This window comes from Sphingomonas sp. NFX23 (assembly GCF_049887795.1).
Classification (GTDB): Bacteria; Pseudomonadota; Alphaproteobacteria; order Sphingomonadales; family Sphingomonadaceae; genus Sphingomonas.
Map to the genome: position 1 here is coordinate 380,533 of NZ_JAGEKH010000004.1, position 16,504 is coordinate 397,036.

Here is a 16,504-nt window from a genome sequence, read left to right on the forward strand (position 1 = left end):
CCGTGCGAACCAAACGAGCGGTCGCAGTCATCGGTCCCGATAGGTCCCAAGCGACTGGCCGATAAGTGAAAAGAATGCGCGGCTGGATGCGCTGGCTGCAACGTCCCATTCGGGATGCCATTGCACCGCCAGCACGTCGCCGCCGCACGGACGCGCCGAGAACGCCTCGACCAGCCCGTCCGAAACCGCATGCGCCTCGACGCTGAGCCCCTCCCCCAGCCGATCGATACCCTGGCGGTGAACCGACGTGACCGAGATGCTAGGCTCGGCTATCGCGGCCGCGAGCATCCCGCCCGATCGCAGTCTCACGTCGTGGACATGGTCGAACAGCGTCTCGTACGCGGTCGCGTCGTCGGTCGATCGGTGATGGCCATCGTCCAGCGCATCGGTCAGCGTGCCGCCGAACAGCACGTTCAGCTCCTGCAACCCGCGACAGATACCGAACACCGGCCGACCCGCCTCGATCATCCGCCCCGCGAGTTCGAGCGCCACCGCATCGCGGTCCAGATCGAGAGCGTCGTCGGCCGCGTCCGACTTGCCGTAGCGTGCCCCCGCGACGTTCGACCGCGATCCGGTCAGCAACAGGCCGTCGAGTCGTCCGACCAGCGCCCGCGTGTCCATCGCATCCGCCACGGCCGGCACCAGCAGGACGGTGGCGCCGGCATAGCGCACCAGCGGCTCGACGAAGCGAGTAGCGACCGCCTGGATCGGCCGATCGGCGATCTCGTTGCAGCACAGCACGCCGATCACCGGCTTGACCGGGCCGTCCTCGTCGCGGCAGCAGGCGAACCGGCTCATGCTCCCCGCCCCCTGAGCGTCTCGTGCAGCTGATCCGCCGCATCGCCCGCCAGGATCACCGCGGTCGGCTGCGCGACGACACTGCCGGCGGGGACGTCTTCGAGCAGCCAGACATTGCCGCCGATCGTCGCGCCCTGCCCGATCGTCACGCGGCCAAGGATCGTCGCGCCGGCATAGATCACCACGTCGTCCTCGACGATCGGATGCCGCGCGAGCCGTTCGCGCGCCGACACGTCGGTCACGCCGAGCGGACTGCGCGCGCCGAGCGTGACGTGCTGGTAGATCTGTACCCGGTCGCCGATGATCGCGGTCTCGCCGATCACGACGCCGGTGCCGTGATCGATGAAGAAGCTGCGGCCGATCGTCGCGCCGGGGTGGATGTCGATACCGGTGCGGTTGTTCGCCAGCTCGGAAATGATCCGTGCGACGATCGGCGCGCCGAGGCCGTAGAGCGCGTGCGCGATCCGGTGGTACAGGATCGCGACGATGCCGGGGTAGCAGATCAGGATCTCGTCCGCGCTGCGGGCCGCCGGATCGCCGAGGAACGCCGCGCGGACGTCGTCGTCGACCAGTTCACGGATCGGCCCCAGTTCGGCACAGAACAGACCGATGATCATGCTCGCATGGCTGACGTCGAACGACAGCACCGCCTCTTCCTGCCAATAGGCGAATTCGCGTTCGACCTGCCGTTGCAGCCGTTCCAGCGCCTGCCGGAGCCGCGTCTCGACGAACGCATCCTCACGCTCGACCGGACCTGCGAACATGCCGAGCCGCCCGGGAAACAACGCCGCGACGAGATCGTCGAGCGCGCGACCGGTCTCGTCCAGCGACGGGAAGCGCGCGACACTATGCCGGCCGTCCTGCTCCTGCCGCCAGGCGCGACGCGCGCTGCGCAGTTCGTCGATCGTCGTGGCTAGGTCGATCGGGTCGGATGCTGGTGACACGGCGTTGTCCTTCATGTCAGCAGAGCGTGGGATAGCCGGCCCGGACGGCCTCGGCTTCCAGCGTCGATATCGGCGCCAGCGCGTCTGGCTCGGCGGGTATGATCCCGGCGAGCAACAGCGTCTCGCGTACCGCGGCCAGATCGGGATCGGCAGCGACATGATCGAGCGCACTTTGCAATGCCGCTACAGTCTCGGCGTCGGTCCCGGCCGCGGTCACGAAGGGCAGGCTCGGCGATGCGGGGCTCGGTGCGACGATCTTGAGGCCCGTAACCAAAGCCGGCTCGAACCGCGCGATCGCCGCATAGGTCACGCTGTCGATCGCCGCGAGGTCCGCCTTGCCCATCCCGACCGCGACGATGCTGGCTCGATGCGCGCCGGTTTCCAGCACCTCGGCAAAGAACGCGCCCTGCCCTGCAAACGGCGCGATCGTAGCGCGGAACAGGTTCATGCCGGTGTTCGACTGGCGGTCGTTGATGGCCGCGCGGCTATCGCGAAACGCCGCGACCGCCCTGCGGGGATCGTCCGCTCTCGCCACGATCACGCTGCCGCTTTCTCGCCCGGCGTAGATCGGGAACGCGATCACTTGCAGATCCAGCGTCGGATCGGCGATCAACGGATAGCCACAGGCCTGGCCGAACAGCAACGCCGGATCGCGCCAGATCGCATGGACGTCGCGTGTTCGATCGAGCCGGGCGGGCACGTCCGCGACACCGCGTTCGCGCAGGACAGCGGCGATCGCCGACCACAGCCGGTCGTTCGCAGTGTGCTGCGCGGGGTGATCGTACATCCCGAGCGAGGCGATCCGGCCCGTCAAGACACGGGCTCGCGGTGGAGGGGATGAACCATGTCGTCATGCGCGCTGAAGGCGAACCGCCGGACGATCTCGCCATAGCCCTGATAGATCGGTGCCCCCGCCTCCGCGAACCGGGCTCGGTTATGTCGGTGGTACGCTGGCAGGTCGTACCAGGCGAGCGACGGCCGCTCGTGATGTGCGGCATGCAAATTGTTGTTGAGATACAGCAGCCCAAGCAGCCCGCCATGCTCGACGCTGGCGGCGCGACCGGGGCTCTCAAGATCGGCGCGATGCTCGGCGTAGGAGCGCACCATGGTCAGCGCCATGCCTGGATAGACGAAGCAGAGCACGTAACGGCCGACGCCAAGACCGACATGATCGAGCCACCAGAGCACCAGCGCGACCGCGACGAGGTGTGGCGCCCAGTCGCGCACGACGCGCGCCGGTTCGCACGCCAGGCGGCGGGACTCCTGCAGGAAGAAGCGGCCGACCGAGATCGCAGGTCCGAAAACCATCTGACCGAGAAGCGTGGATTGAAGCCGGCCGAGGACTGCGGCGAAACCACGCGCCTGCACGCGGTAGCGGGACTCCGGGTCATGCCGAGGATCGGTGATGACCTCCGCGCGGTGATGCGCGACATGGCTGCGGCGGTAAAGGCGATAGGGCAGCCACAGCGACAGCGGCGCAAACCCGATCGCGTCGTTGATCCATCGGATCCGCGTCGGATGCCCGTGAATGACCTCGTGCTGCAGCGATCCCTGCCAGGCGAGCAACCACCCGCCGATCAGCACCAGCAACGGCGTCGGAATGGCCGCATGCCACGCCGTCGCGACCATCCATCCGCCGTACACGACACCTGCCAGAAGGACGGTCGGCCATCCTACCGTCGAACTCGAAGCCTCTCGCTGCATTCCCATCTCCGTCCGATGAGATGAATATCCCCTCGCTGAATAGGAATTGACAGTCGATTGAACTTTGCGGCGGAAAAACTTTGATTGTCAGGCGCTAGCCCGAGCGATCGGCGATCGGTTTCCGATCCTATTCGAACGGAGGATCGTTTTAGGCAATCTCTTCCAGCGGTAGTTCGGGCCGAGCAGCCTGTGCACGAAACCGCTTAACGGTCGCTTGGGTGAACGGCTTGGCAAACACCGTCGACACGGTCACGAAATCGGCGGTCGCCTGTTCAGGCGTCAGCGTCAGCAGCGTGAAGCCCTTGGCGTCCTGGTCGCAGAACCGGACCTCACCCTTGTTGGCGTCGGCGATCAACGTGCCGATACCCGGTAACAGCGAACCGTAGGACGGACTGGTGATCGCGGTGCAGCCGAATTCGACCGCGACCAGCTTGCCCGCGTCGTCGTGCAGATCGTTCGCCCAGGCGGCATGACTGTCGCCCGACAGCACGATCGGCCGCGACTTCGCACGTCGGAACGCCGCGTACAGGCGCTCGCGGGCGGGCGGATAGCCGTCCCAACTGTCGAGGCCGAACGGCATACCAGCCCGGTACGAAGCGATGCCTGCCGCAAGTCGCTCGCGCCACATCGCCGGAAGCTTCGCCATCGTCTCGCCGAATTTCACCGGGCCGAGTTGCCGCTCCATGTCGGGACCAGCGACCTTCGCCATCACGATCTGGTTGCCCAGCACCTGCCAGGGTTTCCCCGCCGACACGGACGTTGCCATCGTCTTCTCGACCCAGGCGAGCTGTGCCGGCCCGAGCAGTTCGCGGTCGGGCCGCGCGCGTTCCGCCAGCATCGGCGCGTATTCTGCGGGTGTGATCGCCTCGCCCTTCGACACGACCTGATGACTGCGCGCGAGTAGCCGCGTCTCGACCATCACCAGCGTCGCGAGATCGCCGAAATCGAAGCTGCGATTGATCGCCGCCCAGGGCTGGCCGGGCTTGGGATCGCGGATCGGCATCCATTCGAAATACGCCTGCATCGCGGCGGCCTTGCGCGCGTCCCAGTCGCCCTCCGTCTTGGGATCGTGGTTTTCGGCACCGTGCATCCAGTCGTCGTTGGCGACCTCGTGATCGTCCCAGACGCAGATGAACGCAGCGCGCGCATGGGCGGCCTGCATGTCGACGTCGCGCTTCACCTGAGCGTGGCGCATCCGGTAGTCGGCGAGGCTGACGATCTCGTGACGCGGCTCGACTAGACGATTGATCTTCTTGGCGATGTCAGCGCCGTACCCATCGGCGCCGTATTCGTAGATATAGTCGCCGAGGTGCAGGACGGCGTCGAGCCGGTCGAGCTTGGCGATCGCGTCATAAGCATTGAACAGCCCGCCCGCGTAGAGCTGGCACGAGACGACTGCCATGACGACGTCGGCGACCTTGCCCTTCGGCAGCGTCCGGAGCCGGCCGACCGGCGAGCGCGTGCCGTCCGCGGCATCGAACCAATAGCGGTACTCGTGCCCCGGCTGGAGCCCGGTCGCCTCGACCTTGGCGGTGAAGTCGCGCGCCGCGCGGGCCTTGACCGTGCCCGAGCGGATCGGCTTGCCGCCTTCGGTCTCCGCGACGTGCCAGGTCAGCGCGATGTCGCCGGCCTGCGTCGCATCGACCGGTGTCGCACGCGTCCAGAGAATGGCGCCGTCGACCGAAGGATCACCACTCGCCACCCCGTGATCGAACCGAGCTTTCGCCGCGCCCGCTGCCTGTGACGCTACCGCGGGAAGCGCGAGCGTCGCGCCGGAGCCGGCAAGTTTCAGGGCGTTTTTCAGGGCATCGCGGCGGTTGATCGTCATCGTCTCGGACTTTCGTAACGGGTGTTGCCCGCCTGCTAGCCACGATCGAAGACACCCCGGCGGCAACGATGTGACAGCGTCGTTACGGAATAGTCATTTTGCTTTCATGAAGACGCCATCGAAACGTCACCTCGTCCCCGTAGTGCGACGGCAACGACACGGGGGACTTAATGACACGTATCTTCATGCGGCTCGCGGTTGCGACGCTCGCCACGACCTGCTCGACCATGGCGCTCGCACAAGCCGGCACGCCAGCCACTGCCCAAGCCGAAACCGAGGCCGCAACGTCGGACGACGAGATCGTCGTCACCGCGCAGAAGCGCGAACAGCGGATCGAAGACGTCCCCATCACTGTCACCGCGCTGACCGGCGCACGCATGGCGTCGATCGGCGTCAACTCGCTGAGCGAAGTCGCCGCCTATATTCCCGGCCTCCAGATCCAGGAGCAGAGCGCGAACAACCCCGGCTTCGTGATCCGCGGCATCACCTCGGACAACGGCTCGTCGCAGCAGGGCGCGCGCGTCACGCTCTATTACAACGGCATCGACATCAGCCGTTCGCGCGGCGCGTATCAGGACCTGTTCGACCTCTCGCGGATCGAAGTCGTGAAGGGGCCGCAGGCGACCTTGTTCGGCACCGCAGCCGCGGTCGGCGCGATCAGCCTTGTCTCTGCCAAGCCGGAACCCGGCATATCGGGCGCGACCAACGGCACGTACGGTAATTTCGACCGCACCCAGGTTTCGGGCTTCCTCAATGCGGGCAACGACGTCCTCGCCGGCCGCATCGCCTTCGCGTACAAATATCGCAAGGGGTACGTCCGCAACATCGCCGGCGACGCGAATGTGCCGAACCAGAACCAGGGCGGCGTCGACCAGGACGATCTGAACGGCCAGGACCAGCGCGGCATCCGCGGCTCGCTCCGCTATCGCCCGAGCGACAGCATCACCGCCGACCTCGTCCTGACCTATGACGGACAGCGCAACCCCGGCACCGCATTCAAGAGCCGCGCGCACGCCCCGACCGGCGGCCAGACTGGAGACTATGGCTACGCTGAACTCTCGGGCTCGCCGTACAGCGCCGCAGTTCTCGGTGCACGCAAGCTCGGCCTCGACCGCAACGTCTATGACGCGAACCTGACGATCGCCGCGGAGTTGTCGCCGGGGATCACCTTCACCACCGTCAACGGGTATCGCAAGTTCGACGCGCTTGAAGTGTTCGACGCCGATGGTGGCCCCGCTGCGTATCTCGAGTTCGCCGAAGACGCGAAGGGCGACCAGTGGAGCCATGAGAGCCGCTTCGCCTTCGAAGGGCCCAAGTACCGCGCCTCGGTCGGCTGGAACGCGTTCTTCGAAAACGGCTATCAGCGGGTACCATTCGCAACCGAAGAAGGCACGTATCTCGCTTGCTCGGTCGCTGGTGCGTATGCGCCGATTCGATCGGTGCTGAACAGCGCCGGTATCCCAACCGGGACTGGGTGTGTCGCACCGAACGGCACGATCCCCGCCACGCGCGCTACTGGACTACTGACCGGTGGTCGAGCCACGGCAATACCTTACGCCGCGGAGTTCACGAACTACGGCAACAACGACACCTACTCGGTGTTCGCCGATGCGACCTATATTCCGGTACCAGCACTGGAACTGACCGCTGGTGCGCGCCTCCTGATCGAGGATCGCCAGTCGGGCTACTCGTCGATCCAGCCGAACTCCGTGATCCTCGCAGGCCTGCCCGCGCCGTTTACGACGTTAACTAGCCTGCTCGGAACGGCCAATACCAACGGCAACAAGTTCGTCGCGGAGAAAAGCTTCACCGCGATCCTGCCGCGTTTCAACGCGCTGCTGAAGCTCAACGACGCGGTCAATCTCTACGCGACGATCAGCAAGGGACGCCGCTCGCCGGTGGTCCAGCTTGCCGCCCAGCGCACCGCGTTCGGCGTCGGTCCCAACCTGCAGGTCGTCCCGCAGGAGAACGTCTGGAACTACGAAGGCGGCATCAAGGGTCGCGTGGGCCCGTTCAGCGGCGCGGCATCGGTCTTCTACCAGACCTATGACGGCTTCCAGGTGTCGGTGACGAATAACGGCGTGACCACGACGCAGAGCGCCGGGTCGGCCAAGAACCTCGGCGTCGAACTCGAAGGCAATCTGAAGCTCGCCTCGTATCTCTCGGTATTCGGGACATTTGCGTACATCGACGGCGGCATCGGCGACGAAGCGGCGAACGGCGTATTCGCTGGCAACCGCTTCCGCCTTCAGCCGGACACGACCGCGTCGGGCGGCGTGATCCTCCGCCTGCCGGTCGGCGGCGCGACGGTCTACGCCACGCCGAGCGTCACCTACCGCACCAAGGCGTTTTTCGAGCTGCCGAACAACCCCGCGATCAGCACGCCGGGCTACACGCTGGTCAACGCGCGCGCCGGGGTCGAGTTCGCGCAAGGTCGCTACAGCGTCGGCGGCTTCGTCCGGAATGCGACCAACAAGCGCTACCTGATCGACGCGGGCAACACCGGCGGCGGCTTCGGTATCCCGACCTACATCGCCGGCGAGCCGCGCTTCTACGGCGTCGAGCTGGGCGCGAAATTCTAACTTCCACGCATCGTTACACACCACGCAACCATCCCCGGGGGGACCAAGCATGACGTTCGAGACCATCTATACCGACGGCGATATCGATACCAACCCGACTGCCAATCCGCATATCAACGACCTGATCGAGTCGCGCTATTCGCGTCGCCAGACCTTGATGGGCGGCATGTCCGCAACCGCCGCGGCGGTGTTCGGCGGCATGTTGCTGACCGGGTGCGACGACGACAATGACGGCAACGGCTTGAGCCCCGTCACGGTGACGGCGACTGCCGGCGGCAGCTCGACCGCGGGTCGCGTCGCGACGCTGACCGGTGCAGCGATCGGCCAGGTCGACAGCGTGACCTGGACCCAGACCGCCGGCCCCGCCGTCACGCTCGCCGGTGCCTCGACCGCCACCGCGACCTTCGTCGTACCGGGTGCTGCTGCCGGGACCGTCCTCAGCTTCCAGTTTACCGCGGTTTCGGCCAGCGGTTCGGTCAGCGCGACGACCAGCGTGACCGTCGGTGCTGCATCGCTGGGCTTCACGGCCGTTGCGAAGAGCCTTGCGGATGTCGTTGCAGTGCCTGCGGGTTACGCGGTGACGGTCTTGTACCGGCTCGGCGATCCGATCGGCAGCGGTGTCGGCGCGTATGCCAATGACGGTACCGACGCGACCTTCTCGAAGCGCGCGGGCGATCATCATGACGGCATGAGCTATTTCGGCATGTCCGCCACCGGTACCCCGGACGCCAACGGCAACACGCGCGGCCTGCTCGTGCTCAACCACGAGAATATCACGCAAGCCTATCTGCATCCCAACGGCCCGACCACGACCGCTGGCGTCCGCCCCGAAGCCGAAGCGCTGAAGGAAATGGAATGCCACGGTGTGTCGGTCATCGAAGTCAACCGCGCCGCCGCCTGGAGCTACACCACCGCCTCGTCCTTCAACCGCCGTATCACCCCGCTGACGCCGATGAGCTTCTCGGGCCCCGTGCGCGGTGCCGACAGCCTCAAGACGCGCTACTCGCCGGATGCCACCACGGGTCGGGGCACGATCAACAATTGCGCCAATGGTACAATGCCTTGGCACACGTACCTGACAAACGAAGAGAACTGGGTCGGGTATTTCAAGCGCGAAGTCGGCGACGCGGCGCGGCGCGCGGCAACTGGCCCTGTGGGCGTAAAGGCGAACACGTCTCTTACGCGCTACGGCAAGGGCGAGAGCAACACCGGCGGTAACTACGGGTGGTCGACGGTCACGCCAGCGGACACGACGAGCACGATATATTCGCGCTGGAACATCACCGCACAGGCCAGCGCGCCGGCCGATGGCACGGGCGATTTCCGCAACGAGATCTTCCAGTACGGCTGGGTAGTCGAGATCGATCCGTTCGACGCAGCCTCGACGCCGCGCAAGCGGACCGCGCTGGGTCGTATGAACCACGAAGGCTGCCAGATCGGCCGGACGATCGCGGGCGTGAAGCCGGCCTTCTACATGGGCGACGACGCGCAGAACGAGTATATCTACAAGTTCGTGTCGGCGACACCGTGGTCGGCAGCGGATGCGAGCGCCGCGAACCGTCTCGCGATCGGTGACAAGTATCTCGATGCTGGAACGCTCTACGTCGCGAAGCTCGCGGCGGATGGCAGCGGTCAGTGGTTGCCTCTGGTGTTCGGCCAGGGGCCCCTCACCTCGGCCAACGCAGCCTATCCGTTCTCGAGCCAGGTCGATGTGTTGATCAACACGCGACTGGCAGCGGATGCTCTGGGTGCGACGCGGATGGATCGTCCGGAGTGGACCGCAGTCAATCCGGCGACCGGCGAGATGTATTGCACGCTCACCAACAACTCGTCGCGCACGGTGGCTACCGCGGACGCCCCCAACCCGCGCGCCTATGTCGACCCCAAGACCACGGGCGGCCAGACCACGGGTAATGCCAACGGCCACATCATTCGTCTACGCGAGACGGGCGACACGTCCGAGGCAACGACGTTCGCTTGGGACATCTATGCGTTCGGTGCCGGTTCCGATCTGGATGCAACCAACATCAACCTGTCGGGTCTCGATGCGACCAACGACTTCTCGTCGCCGGACGGCCTGTGGTTCGGCCTGCCGAGCAACGCGTCGGGGACGATCGCACCGGTGATGTGGATCGAGACGGATGACGGCGCATTCACGGACGTCACCAACTGCATGCTGCTCGCCTCGGTACCGGGGATCGTCAACGATGGCGGCACGCGGACGGTGACCAACACGATCGGTGCGGCAACCGGTTCGGTAACAACGCGGGTCGGCAAGGCACCGGGCGCGGCACTGCGCCGCTTCCTGGTCGGGCCCAAGGAGTGTGAAATCACCGGTATCCATACGACGCCGGATGGCCGGTCGCTGTTCGTCAACATCCAGCATCCCGGCGAGAATGGCGGGCCGACGAATATCACGAGCAGCTGGCCAGCCAACCAGGCGGGTGCGGTGACGACCCCTTCGCGGCCGCGATCCTCGACGATCGTGATCACGAAGACCGACGGGGGTGTGGTGGGGCTTTAAGCTTCTCGGCGAACTCGCGATCCTCCCCCGCAAGGGGGAGGTGGCACCGAAGGTGGCGGAGGGAAGGACACGGAACGGCGGTTATCCTGTCCGCCCCCTCCGTCTGGCAAGTGCCAGCCACCCCCCCCCTGGCGGGGGAGGATTTTAGGCGCTCCTCGATCTGCACAGCGTGCCCCGCCCCGGCGGAGGCCGGGGTCCAGTTGGGGGACGTTGCTGATTGGCGCTGCGCTTCGTTATTGCCACCTCTCCAACTGGGCCCCGGCCTTCGCCGGGGTGGGGCAGGTTCGAGGGGTGGTGCAGTTTCAGGGCGGTCGCGTCTCGTAGGCCTAGACCGTCCCCGCCGGAATCCGCGCGAGAGCCTCCTGCTCGATCTTCTCCAACTCATCCCGTGTCTGGACGATCGCTTCGCGTTGCGCATCGAGCAGGTCGATCCGTTGCCGACACCGTTCCGCCAGCGCGCGCATCTGTTCCACATGTTGCGGGTCGGCGTCGTAGAGGTCGAGGAACTCCTCGATGTCGCGCAACGTAAAACCCAGCCGTTTGCCGCGCAGGATCAGCTGCATCCGGGCCACTTCGCGCCGCGTGTAGACGCGCGTCGTACCGATCCGGCAGGGCTCGATCAGGCCCTTGTCCTCGTAGAACCGCAGCGTCCGCGCGCTCACGCCGAGCATGCGCGACACCTCCTGTATGCCGGTCAGATCGTCCTGTCGGTCGTTCACGCGTCCACTCCCCTCGCCTCCGACGCCGCCGCCTTTGCGGTCTCTTCAGCGACAAGTTCCTTTTTAGATAGCTTGCCGATCAGCGTCTTGGGGAGACTGTCGCGGATTTCGACCTCGCGGGGAAGCTCGATCTTGCTGATCTTGTCGCGCAGAAAATCGCGCAGTTCGAGCGGGGTAGCGACCGCACCTTCGGCCAGTACGACGAACGCCTTCGGCGCCTGCCCGCGGTATTTGTCGGGCACGCCGATCACCACCGCTTCGAGCACCGCGGGGTGTTCATATAGCGCCTCCTCGATCACGCGCGGATAGACGTTGTAGCCGCCGGCGAGGATCAGGTCCTTGATCCGGTCGACGATAAACAGATAGCCGTCGGCGTCGAGATGGCCGACGTCGCCGGTGCGCAGCGCGCCGTCCGCGAACAGGTCTGCGGTGGCAGCGGGCTTGTGCCAATAGCCTTGCGTGATCTGGGGTCCGCGCGCGCAGATCTCGCCATTCTCGCCGATTGGCAACAGGCGCGTCGGGTCTTCGCGATCGCGGATCTCGATCGTCGTGCCGGGGAACGGCAGCCCCGCGGAGCCTGGCTTGTTGAGGCCATCGATCGGGTTGCACGTGATGATCGGCGAGGCTTCAGACAGGCCATACCCCTCGCAGAGCTTGGCGCCGGTCGTTGCCTCGAACGCGATCCGCACCTCCGCCGGAAGAGGTGCGCCGCCCGAGATGCAGGCGTGGATCGAGGACAGGTCGATCTTCTGCGTCTCGGCGGCGGTGGTGATCGCGGCGTAGATCGTCGGCACTGCGGGGAAATAGCTTGGCTTGGTCCGCTCGATCGTCTTGAGCAGTTGCTGTAGCTCGAAGCGCGGCAACAGGATCATCTCCGCGCCGGTGCGGATCGAATAGGTCAGCACTGTGGTCAGCGCGAAGACGTGGAACAGCGGCAGCGCGCCGAGCACGCGGTCCTGGTGGGGCTGCTCGCCACCGACGAACACCACCATCGCGTCGGCGTTCGCGACGAGGTTGGCGTGGCTGAGCATCGCTGCCTTGGGCTCGCCGGTGGTGCCGCCGGTATATTGCAGCACCGCGACTTCGTCCGGGGTGACCGCGACCGGGGACGGCGCGCCCTTCGCCTTAAGCAGTGAATCGAACGTCGAATGCCGCGCATCACTCGGTGCCCGACCGATCTCGGCGCGCTTGAAGATGCGGTAGGCGATCGACTTCACCGTCGGCAGCGCGCCGGCGATCGGACAGGTGATGACATGCTTCACGCCCATCTGCCCCGCGACCTTGAGCACGCGTGCGTGGATCTCAGCAATGTCGCAGGTGGCGATGATCGTCGCGCCCGAATCCTCGAGCAGATGCGCCAGCTCGCGCTCGACATAGAGCGGGTTGACGTTGACGACGACGCCGCCCGCCTTGAGGATCGCGAAGAACAGAATCGGATAATAGGGCGTGTTCGGCAGGCACAGCGCAACGCGCGTGCCCTTCACGACACCCATGTACTGGAGCCCGCGGGCTGCCCGGTCGACCGACTCGCCGAGCGCGGCATAGGTCAGCGTCCGGCCCATGAAGTCGAGCACGTTGCGCGACCCGAACCGCTGCACCGACAGGTCGAGCATGTCGCCCAGCAGCCGCGGCTCGCCCAGCAACGGGACGCCGATCGCCTTGCCCCCGGAAGTGTCCTGCATCTCGCTCTCCATTGCTCAGTGTGCGTAAGCCATATTGTCGGCCGCTTCACCTTGACGTAAAGGTGAGGTATCGCACCTTAAGGGTAACCCGCAAGCGTTAACCGGGTCGACCGCAATATGAGAGGATCATCGTGACCAACGTCGTCATCGCCGGGTACGCCCGTTCGCCGTTCCACCTCGCCGGCAAGGGCGAACTCGCCCGCGTCCGTCCGGACGATCTCGCCGCGCAGACGATTCGCGGGTTGCTCGACAAGACCGGCGTCGATCCGGCCGAGATCGAGGACATCATCCTCGGCTGCGCGTTCCCCGAGGGCGAGCAGGGCCTCAACGTCGCCAAGCTGATCGCGCAGATCGCCGACCTGCCGATCTCGGTCGGCGGGATGACGGTCAACCGGTTCTGCGGATCGTCGATGAGCGCGATCCATATCGCCTACGGCCAGATCGCGGTCGGCGCGGGCGAGGCGTTTATCTGCGCGGGCCTCGAATCGATGAGCCGCGTACCGATGGGCGGCTACAACCCCCTCCCCAACCCCGAACTCGCGAAGAAGAGCGCCGGCGCATACATGGGCATGGGCGAGACCGCCGAGAACGTCGCGCGCAACTACCAGATCACGCGCGCCGAGCAGGATGCGTTCGCGGTGAAAAGCCAGGACAAGGCTGCCGCGGCGCGCGCCGATGGCCGCCTGTCCGACGAGATCGTGACGATCCAGACGAAGGCCGGCCCGGTCAGCCAGGACGGCACGATCCGCGCCGGCACGACCACCGAAGCGCTCGCCGGCCTGAAGCCTGCGTTCAGCGCGGATGGGTCGGTGACCGCCGGCACCTCGTCGCCGCTGACCGATGGCGCGTCCGCGGTGCTGGTTACCTCGGAAGAGTTCGCCAAGAAGCACGGCCTGACGATCCTCGCGCGGATCAAGTCGATCGGCGTCTCGGGTTGTGCTCCCGAGACGATGGGGCTCGGCCCGATCGGTGCGTCGAAGAAGGCGCTGGAGCGTGCCGGGATCACTGTCGCCGACCTCGACGTGGTCGAGATCAACGAGGCGTTCGCGAGCCAGGCGATCGCGTGCATCCGCGATCTCGGGCTCAAGGACGAGACGATCAACCTCGACGGCGGCGCGATCGCGATCGGGCATCCGCTCGGTGCGACCGGCGCGCGGATCGTCGGCAAGGCGGCTGCGCTCTTGTCGCGTGAAGGTGGCCGTTATGCGCTGGCGACCCAGTGCATCGGCGGCGGTCAGGGCATCGCTACGGTGCTGGAGCGCGCATGATGGTCGACGTTGTGAAAAAGGTCTGCGTTATCGGCGCGGGCGTCATGGGTGCTGGAATTGCGGCACAAGTCGCTAACGCCGGCATTCCGGTACTGCTGCTCGACATCGTACCGCGTGACCTCCCCGAGGGCGGCGACCGCGACGCGGTGGCGAAGGGCGCGGTCGCCAAGATGCTCAAGACCGACCCCGCCCCCTTCATGTCGAAGCGGGCGGCCAAGCTGGTCGAGACGGGCAACATCGACGATCACCTCGACCGGGTCGCCGAGTGCGACTGGATCGTCGAGGCTATCGTCGAGCGGCTCGACATCAAGCAGGCGCTCTACGCCAAGCTCGAAACGTTGAAGCGTCCCGGCACTGCGGTGTCGTCGAACACCTCGACGATCCCGCTCGGCAACCTCGTCGAGGGGCGGTCGGACCAGTTCAAGGCCGACTTCCTCATCACGCACTTCTTCAACCCGCCGCGCTACATGCGGCTGGTCGAGATCGTCCGCGGTGAGCACACCGACGTCGCGGTCGCCGAGAAGGTCGAGGATTTCGTCGATCGCTTTATGGGCAAGCGGATCGTGCGGGCGAAGGACACGCCGGGCTTCATCGCCAACCGCATCGGCACCTACTGGCTGGCGATCGCGATCAACGCGGCGATGGACCAGGGGCTGACCGTCGAAGAGGCCGACCAGATCGGTGGCCGTCCGATGGGCGTGCCGAAGACGGGTATCTTCGGGCTTGTCGACCTCGTCGGTGTCGATCTGATGCCGTTGCTGTCGAAGAGCCTGTCGTCCACGCTGCCCGCTGGCGATCCGTATTTCGATACGGTGCGTCCGCTGCCGCTGGTCGACAAGATGATCGCGGAAGGGTTCACCGGCCGCAAGGGCAAGGGCGGGTTCTACCGCTTCGATAAGGCGACCCGCACCAAGCTGTCGCTCGATCTCGCAACCGGCGAGTACCGTGCGGAAGCCAAGCCGGCTGAGTTGCCGGGCAAGACGGGCAAGGATCTTGCGGCGCTGATCGCGGAGCCGGGCAAGATCGGCACCTATGCGTGGACGATCCTCGGCAACACGCTGTCCTATGCGGCGATGCTCGTCGGCGAAGCGGCGGACGATGTCGTCGCGATCGATGACGCGATGAAGCTCGGCTACAACTGGAAATACGGGCCGTTCGAGCTGATCGACCGCATGGAACCGGGTGTGCTCGCCGCGCGCCTCGCCGAGGAAGGTCGCGACGTTCCGGCGATCCTGAAGACTGCGGGCGATCGTCCGTTCTACCGTGTCGAAAACGGGCAGCATCAGTATCTCACTGCGGACGGTGAGTATGCCGACGTGCCGCGCGCTGACGGCGTCGAGCTACTGGAGGACATCAAGCTCCGCTCGCGACCGATACTTACGAACCTGTCGGCGTCGCTCTGGGACGTCGGCGACGGCGTCGCGGCGCTCGAGTTCCACACGAAGATGAACGCGCTCGACGATCAGGTCGTGGCGCTCATCAACGAGGCGATCCCGGTCGTGCGCGAGCGCTTCAAGGCGCTGGTGGTTTATAACGAGGCGTCGAACTTCTCGGCGGGTGCGAACCTGGGCGCGGCGATGTTCGCGGTCGGAGCGGGCCTTTGGGACATGGTCGAGGCCAGCGTCTCGGGCGGCCAGCAGGCGTACAAGGCGCTCAAATACGCGCCCTTCCCGGTCGTCAGCGCGCCGGCCGGGCTCGCACTTGGCGGCGGGTGCGAGATCCTGCTTCATTCGGACGCGGTGCAGGCGCATGCCGAGACCTATGCGGGTCTTGTCGAGTGCGGCGTCGGTCTCGTTCCCGGCTGGGGCGGCAATGGCGAGATGCTCGACCGCTGGACCAAGTCGCGCACGCTGCCGAATGGGCCGATGCCGGTGCTGACCAAGGTGTTCCAGGCTGTCTCCACCGCGCAGGTCGCCAAGTCGGCGGCGGAGGCGAAGGAGATGATGATCCTGCGCAAGGCCGACGGCATCACGATGAACCGCGACCGGTTGCTCGCGGATGCGAAGGCCAAGGCGTTGTCGCTGGTCGAAGGCTATGCTCCGCCGGAGAAGCCGACCTTCCGTCTGGCAGGCGCGAGTGGCCGTACGGGGCTGAACATGGCGGTCGCGGACTTCCACAAGAAGGGCATGGCGACCGACTACGACCTCGTCGTCGCGGATCGTCTGGCCGAGGTGCTCACTGGCGGCGAGGCCGATCTGGTCGACACCGTGACCGAGGACCAGTTGCTCGAGCTTGAGCGCGCGGCGTTCATGGCGAGCGTGAAGGATCCGCGGACGCAGGCGCGAGTCGTGCACATGCTGCAGACCGGCAAACCACTGCGGAATTGAGCCGCCACTCACTTCGTCACCCCGGAACCAGCCCGGCATGACGGAGGCGCTTGCGACGTGACGGAGTGGGCTTATGAACACTTTTTCACCGCCCGAAATCAGTAAGAAGACTTGACTTGTCTTCGTAC

11 protein-coding genes are annotated in these 16,504 nt (G+C 65.9%); 4 read left to right on the plus strand and 7 right to left on the minus strand.

Annotation, left to right across the window (positions count from 1 at the left end; translation table 11 throughout):
- Window positions 1-27: 27 nt before the first annotated feature.
- The 5 genes from J4O76_RS12665 to J4O76_RS12685 form a co-directional block, all read right to left on the minus strand.
- Window positions 28-798: a gamma-glutamyl-gamma-aminobutyrate hydrolase family protein gene (locus J4O76_RS12665; protein ID WP_426282176.1), complete on the minus strand. Its 771-nt coding sequence runs from the start codon at window positions 796-798 to the stop codon at window positions 28-30.
- Window positions 795-1,757: a serine O-acetyltransferase EpsC gene (gene epsC / locus J4O76_RS12670; protein ID WP_426282177.1), complete on the minus strand. Its 963-nt coding sequence runs from the start codon at window positions 1,755-1,757 to the stop codon at window positions 795-797. The genes J4O76_RS12665 and epsC overlap by 4 nt, the downstream gene beginning before the upstream one ends.
- A gap of 1 nt (window position 1,758) precedes the next feature.
- The gene (locus tag J4O76_RS12675; RefSeq protein ID WP_426282178.1) at window positions 1,759-2,556 is read right to left on the minus strand and encodes a phosphate/phosphite/phosphonate ABC transporter substrate-binding protein; all 798 of its coding nucleotides are present in this window, start codon (window positions 2,554-2,556) and stop codon (window positions 1,759-1,761) included.
- Window positions 2,553-3,446 (minus strand): fatty acid desaturase, encoded by an 894-nt coding sequence (locus J4O76_RS12680; protein WP_426282180.1) that lies wholly within the window; start codon window positions 3,444-3,446, stop codon window positions 2,553-2,555. Before J4O76_RS12680 ends, J4O76_RS12675 begins: the two co-directional genes overlap by 4 nt.
- Before the next feature lie 148 nt (window positions 3,447-3,594).
- A complete protein-coding gene (locus J4O76_RS12685; protein WP_426282181.1) occupies window positions 3,595-5,274 on the minus strand; it encodes an alkaline phosphatase D family protein in 1,680 nt (559 codons plus the stop codon).
- Window positions 5,275-5,444: 170 nt separating this feature from the next.
- Here J4O76_RS12685 and J4O76_RS12690 point away from each other — a divergent pair, with 170 nt between their 5' ends.
- The gene (locus J4O76_RS12690) at window positions 5,445-7,856 is read left to right on the plus strand and encodes a TonB-dependent receptor (RefSeq protein WP_426282184.1); all 2,412 of its coding nucleotides are present in this window, start codon (window positions 5,445-5,447) and stop codon (window positions 7,854-7,856) included.
- 49 nt (window positions 7,857-7,905) lie between these two features.
- Complete coding sequence (locus J4O76_RS12695) at window positions 7,906-10,380, plus strand: alkaline phosphatase PhoX (RefSeq protein ID WP_426282186.1); 2,475 nt, start codon at window positions 7,906-7,908, stop codon at window positions 10,378-10,380.
- A gap of 326 nt (window positions 10,381-10,706) precedes the next feature.
- Here the strand turns inward: J4O76_RS12695 and J4O76_RS12700 are convergent, their stop codons facing one another.
- The gene (locus tag J4O76_RS12700) at window positions 10,707-11,099 is read right to left on the minus strand and encodes a MerR family transcriptional regulator (RefSeq protein ID WP_120300301.1); all 393 of its coding nucleotides are present in this window, start codon (window positions 11,097-11,099) and stop codon (window positions 10,707-10,709) included.
- Window positions 11,096-12,781, minus strand: a complete 1,686-nt coding sequence (locus tag J4O76_RS12705; RefSeq protein ID WP_426282188.1) for a long-chain-fatty-acid--CoA ligase — start codon at window positions 12,779-12,781, stop codon at window positions 11,096-11,098. The genes J4O76_RS12700 and J4O76_RS12705 overlap by 4 nt, the downstream gene beginning before the upstream one ends.
- Before the next feature lie 131 nt (window positions 12,782-12,912).
- Here J4O76_RS12705 and J4O76_RS12710 point away from each other — a divergent pair, with 131 nt between their 5' ends.
- Both J4O76_RS12710 and J4O76_RS12715 read left to right on the plus strand, forming a co-directional pair.
- Window positions 12,913-14,049 carry a thiolase family protein gene (locus tag J4O76_RS12710; RefSeq protein WP_353442604.1) on the plus strand — a complete coding sequence of 379 codons (1,137 nt, stop codon included), beginning with the start codon at window positions 12,913-12,915 and terminating at the stop codon, window positions 14,047-14,049.
- The gene (locus tag J4O76_RS12715; protein ID WP_426282444.1) at window positions 14,049-16,376 is read left to right on the plus strand and encodes a 3-hydroxyacyl-CoA dehydrogenase NAD-binding domain-containing protein; all 2,328 of its coding nucleotides are present in this window, start codon (window positions 14,049-14,051) and stop codon (window positions 16,374-16,376) included. Before J4O76_RS12710 ends, J4O76_RS12715 begins: the two co-directional genes overlap by 1 nt.
- Window positions 16,377-16,504: the final 128 nt, after the last annotated feature.

Bases quoted from the DNA above. Each gene is read 5' to 3' on its own strand.
- J4O76_RS12665 (WP_426282176.1), bottom strand. From the start codon at position 798: ATGAGCCGGTTCGCCTGCTGCCGCGACGAGGACGGCCCGGTCAAGCCG.
- epsC (WP_426282177.1), bottom strand. From the start codon at position 1,757: ATGAAGGACAACGCCGTGTCACCAGCATCCGACCCGATCGACCTAGCC.
- J4O76_RS12680 (WP_426282180.1), bottom strand. From the start codon at position 3,446: ATGCAGCGAGAGGCTTCGAGTTCGACGGTAGGATGGCCGACCGTCCTT.
- J4O76_RS12685 (WP_426282181.1), bottom strand. From the start codon at position 5,274: ATGACGATCAACCGCCGCGATGCCCTGAAAAACGCCCTGAAACTTGCC.
- J4O76_RS12690 (WP_426282184.1), top strand. From the start codon at position 5,445: ATGACACGTATCTTCATGCGGCTCGCGGTTGCGACGCTCGCCACGACC.
- J4O76_RS12695 (WP_426282186.1), top strand. From the start codon at position 7,906: ATGACGTTCGAGACCATCTATACCGACGGCGATATCGATACCAACCCG.
- J4O76_RS12705 (WP_426282188.1), bottom strand. From the start codon at position 12,781: ATGCAGGACACTTCCGGGGGCAAGGCGATCGGCGTCCCGTTGCTGGGC.
- J4O76_RS12715 (WP_426282444.1), top strand. From the start codon at position 14,049: ATGGTCGACGTTGTGAAAAAGGTCTGCGTTATCGGCGCGGGCGTCATG.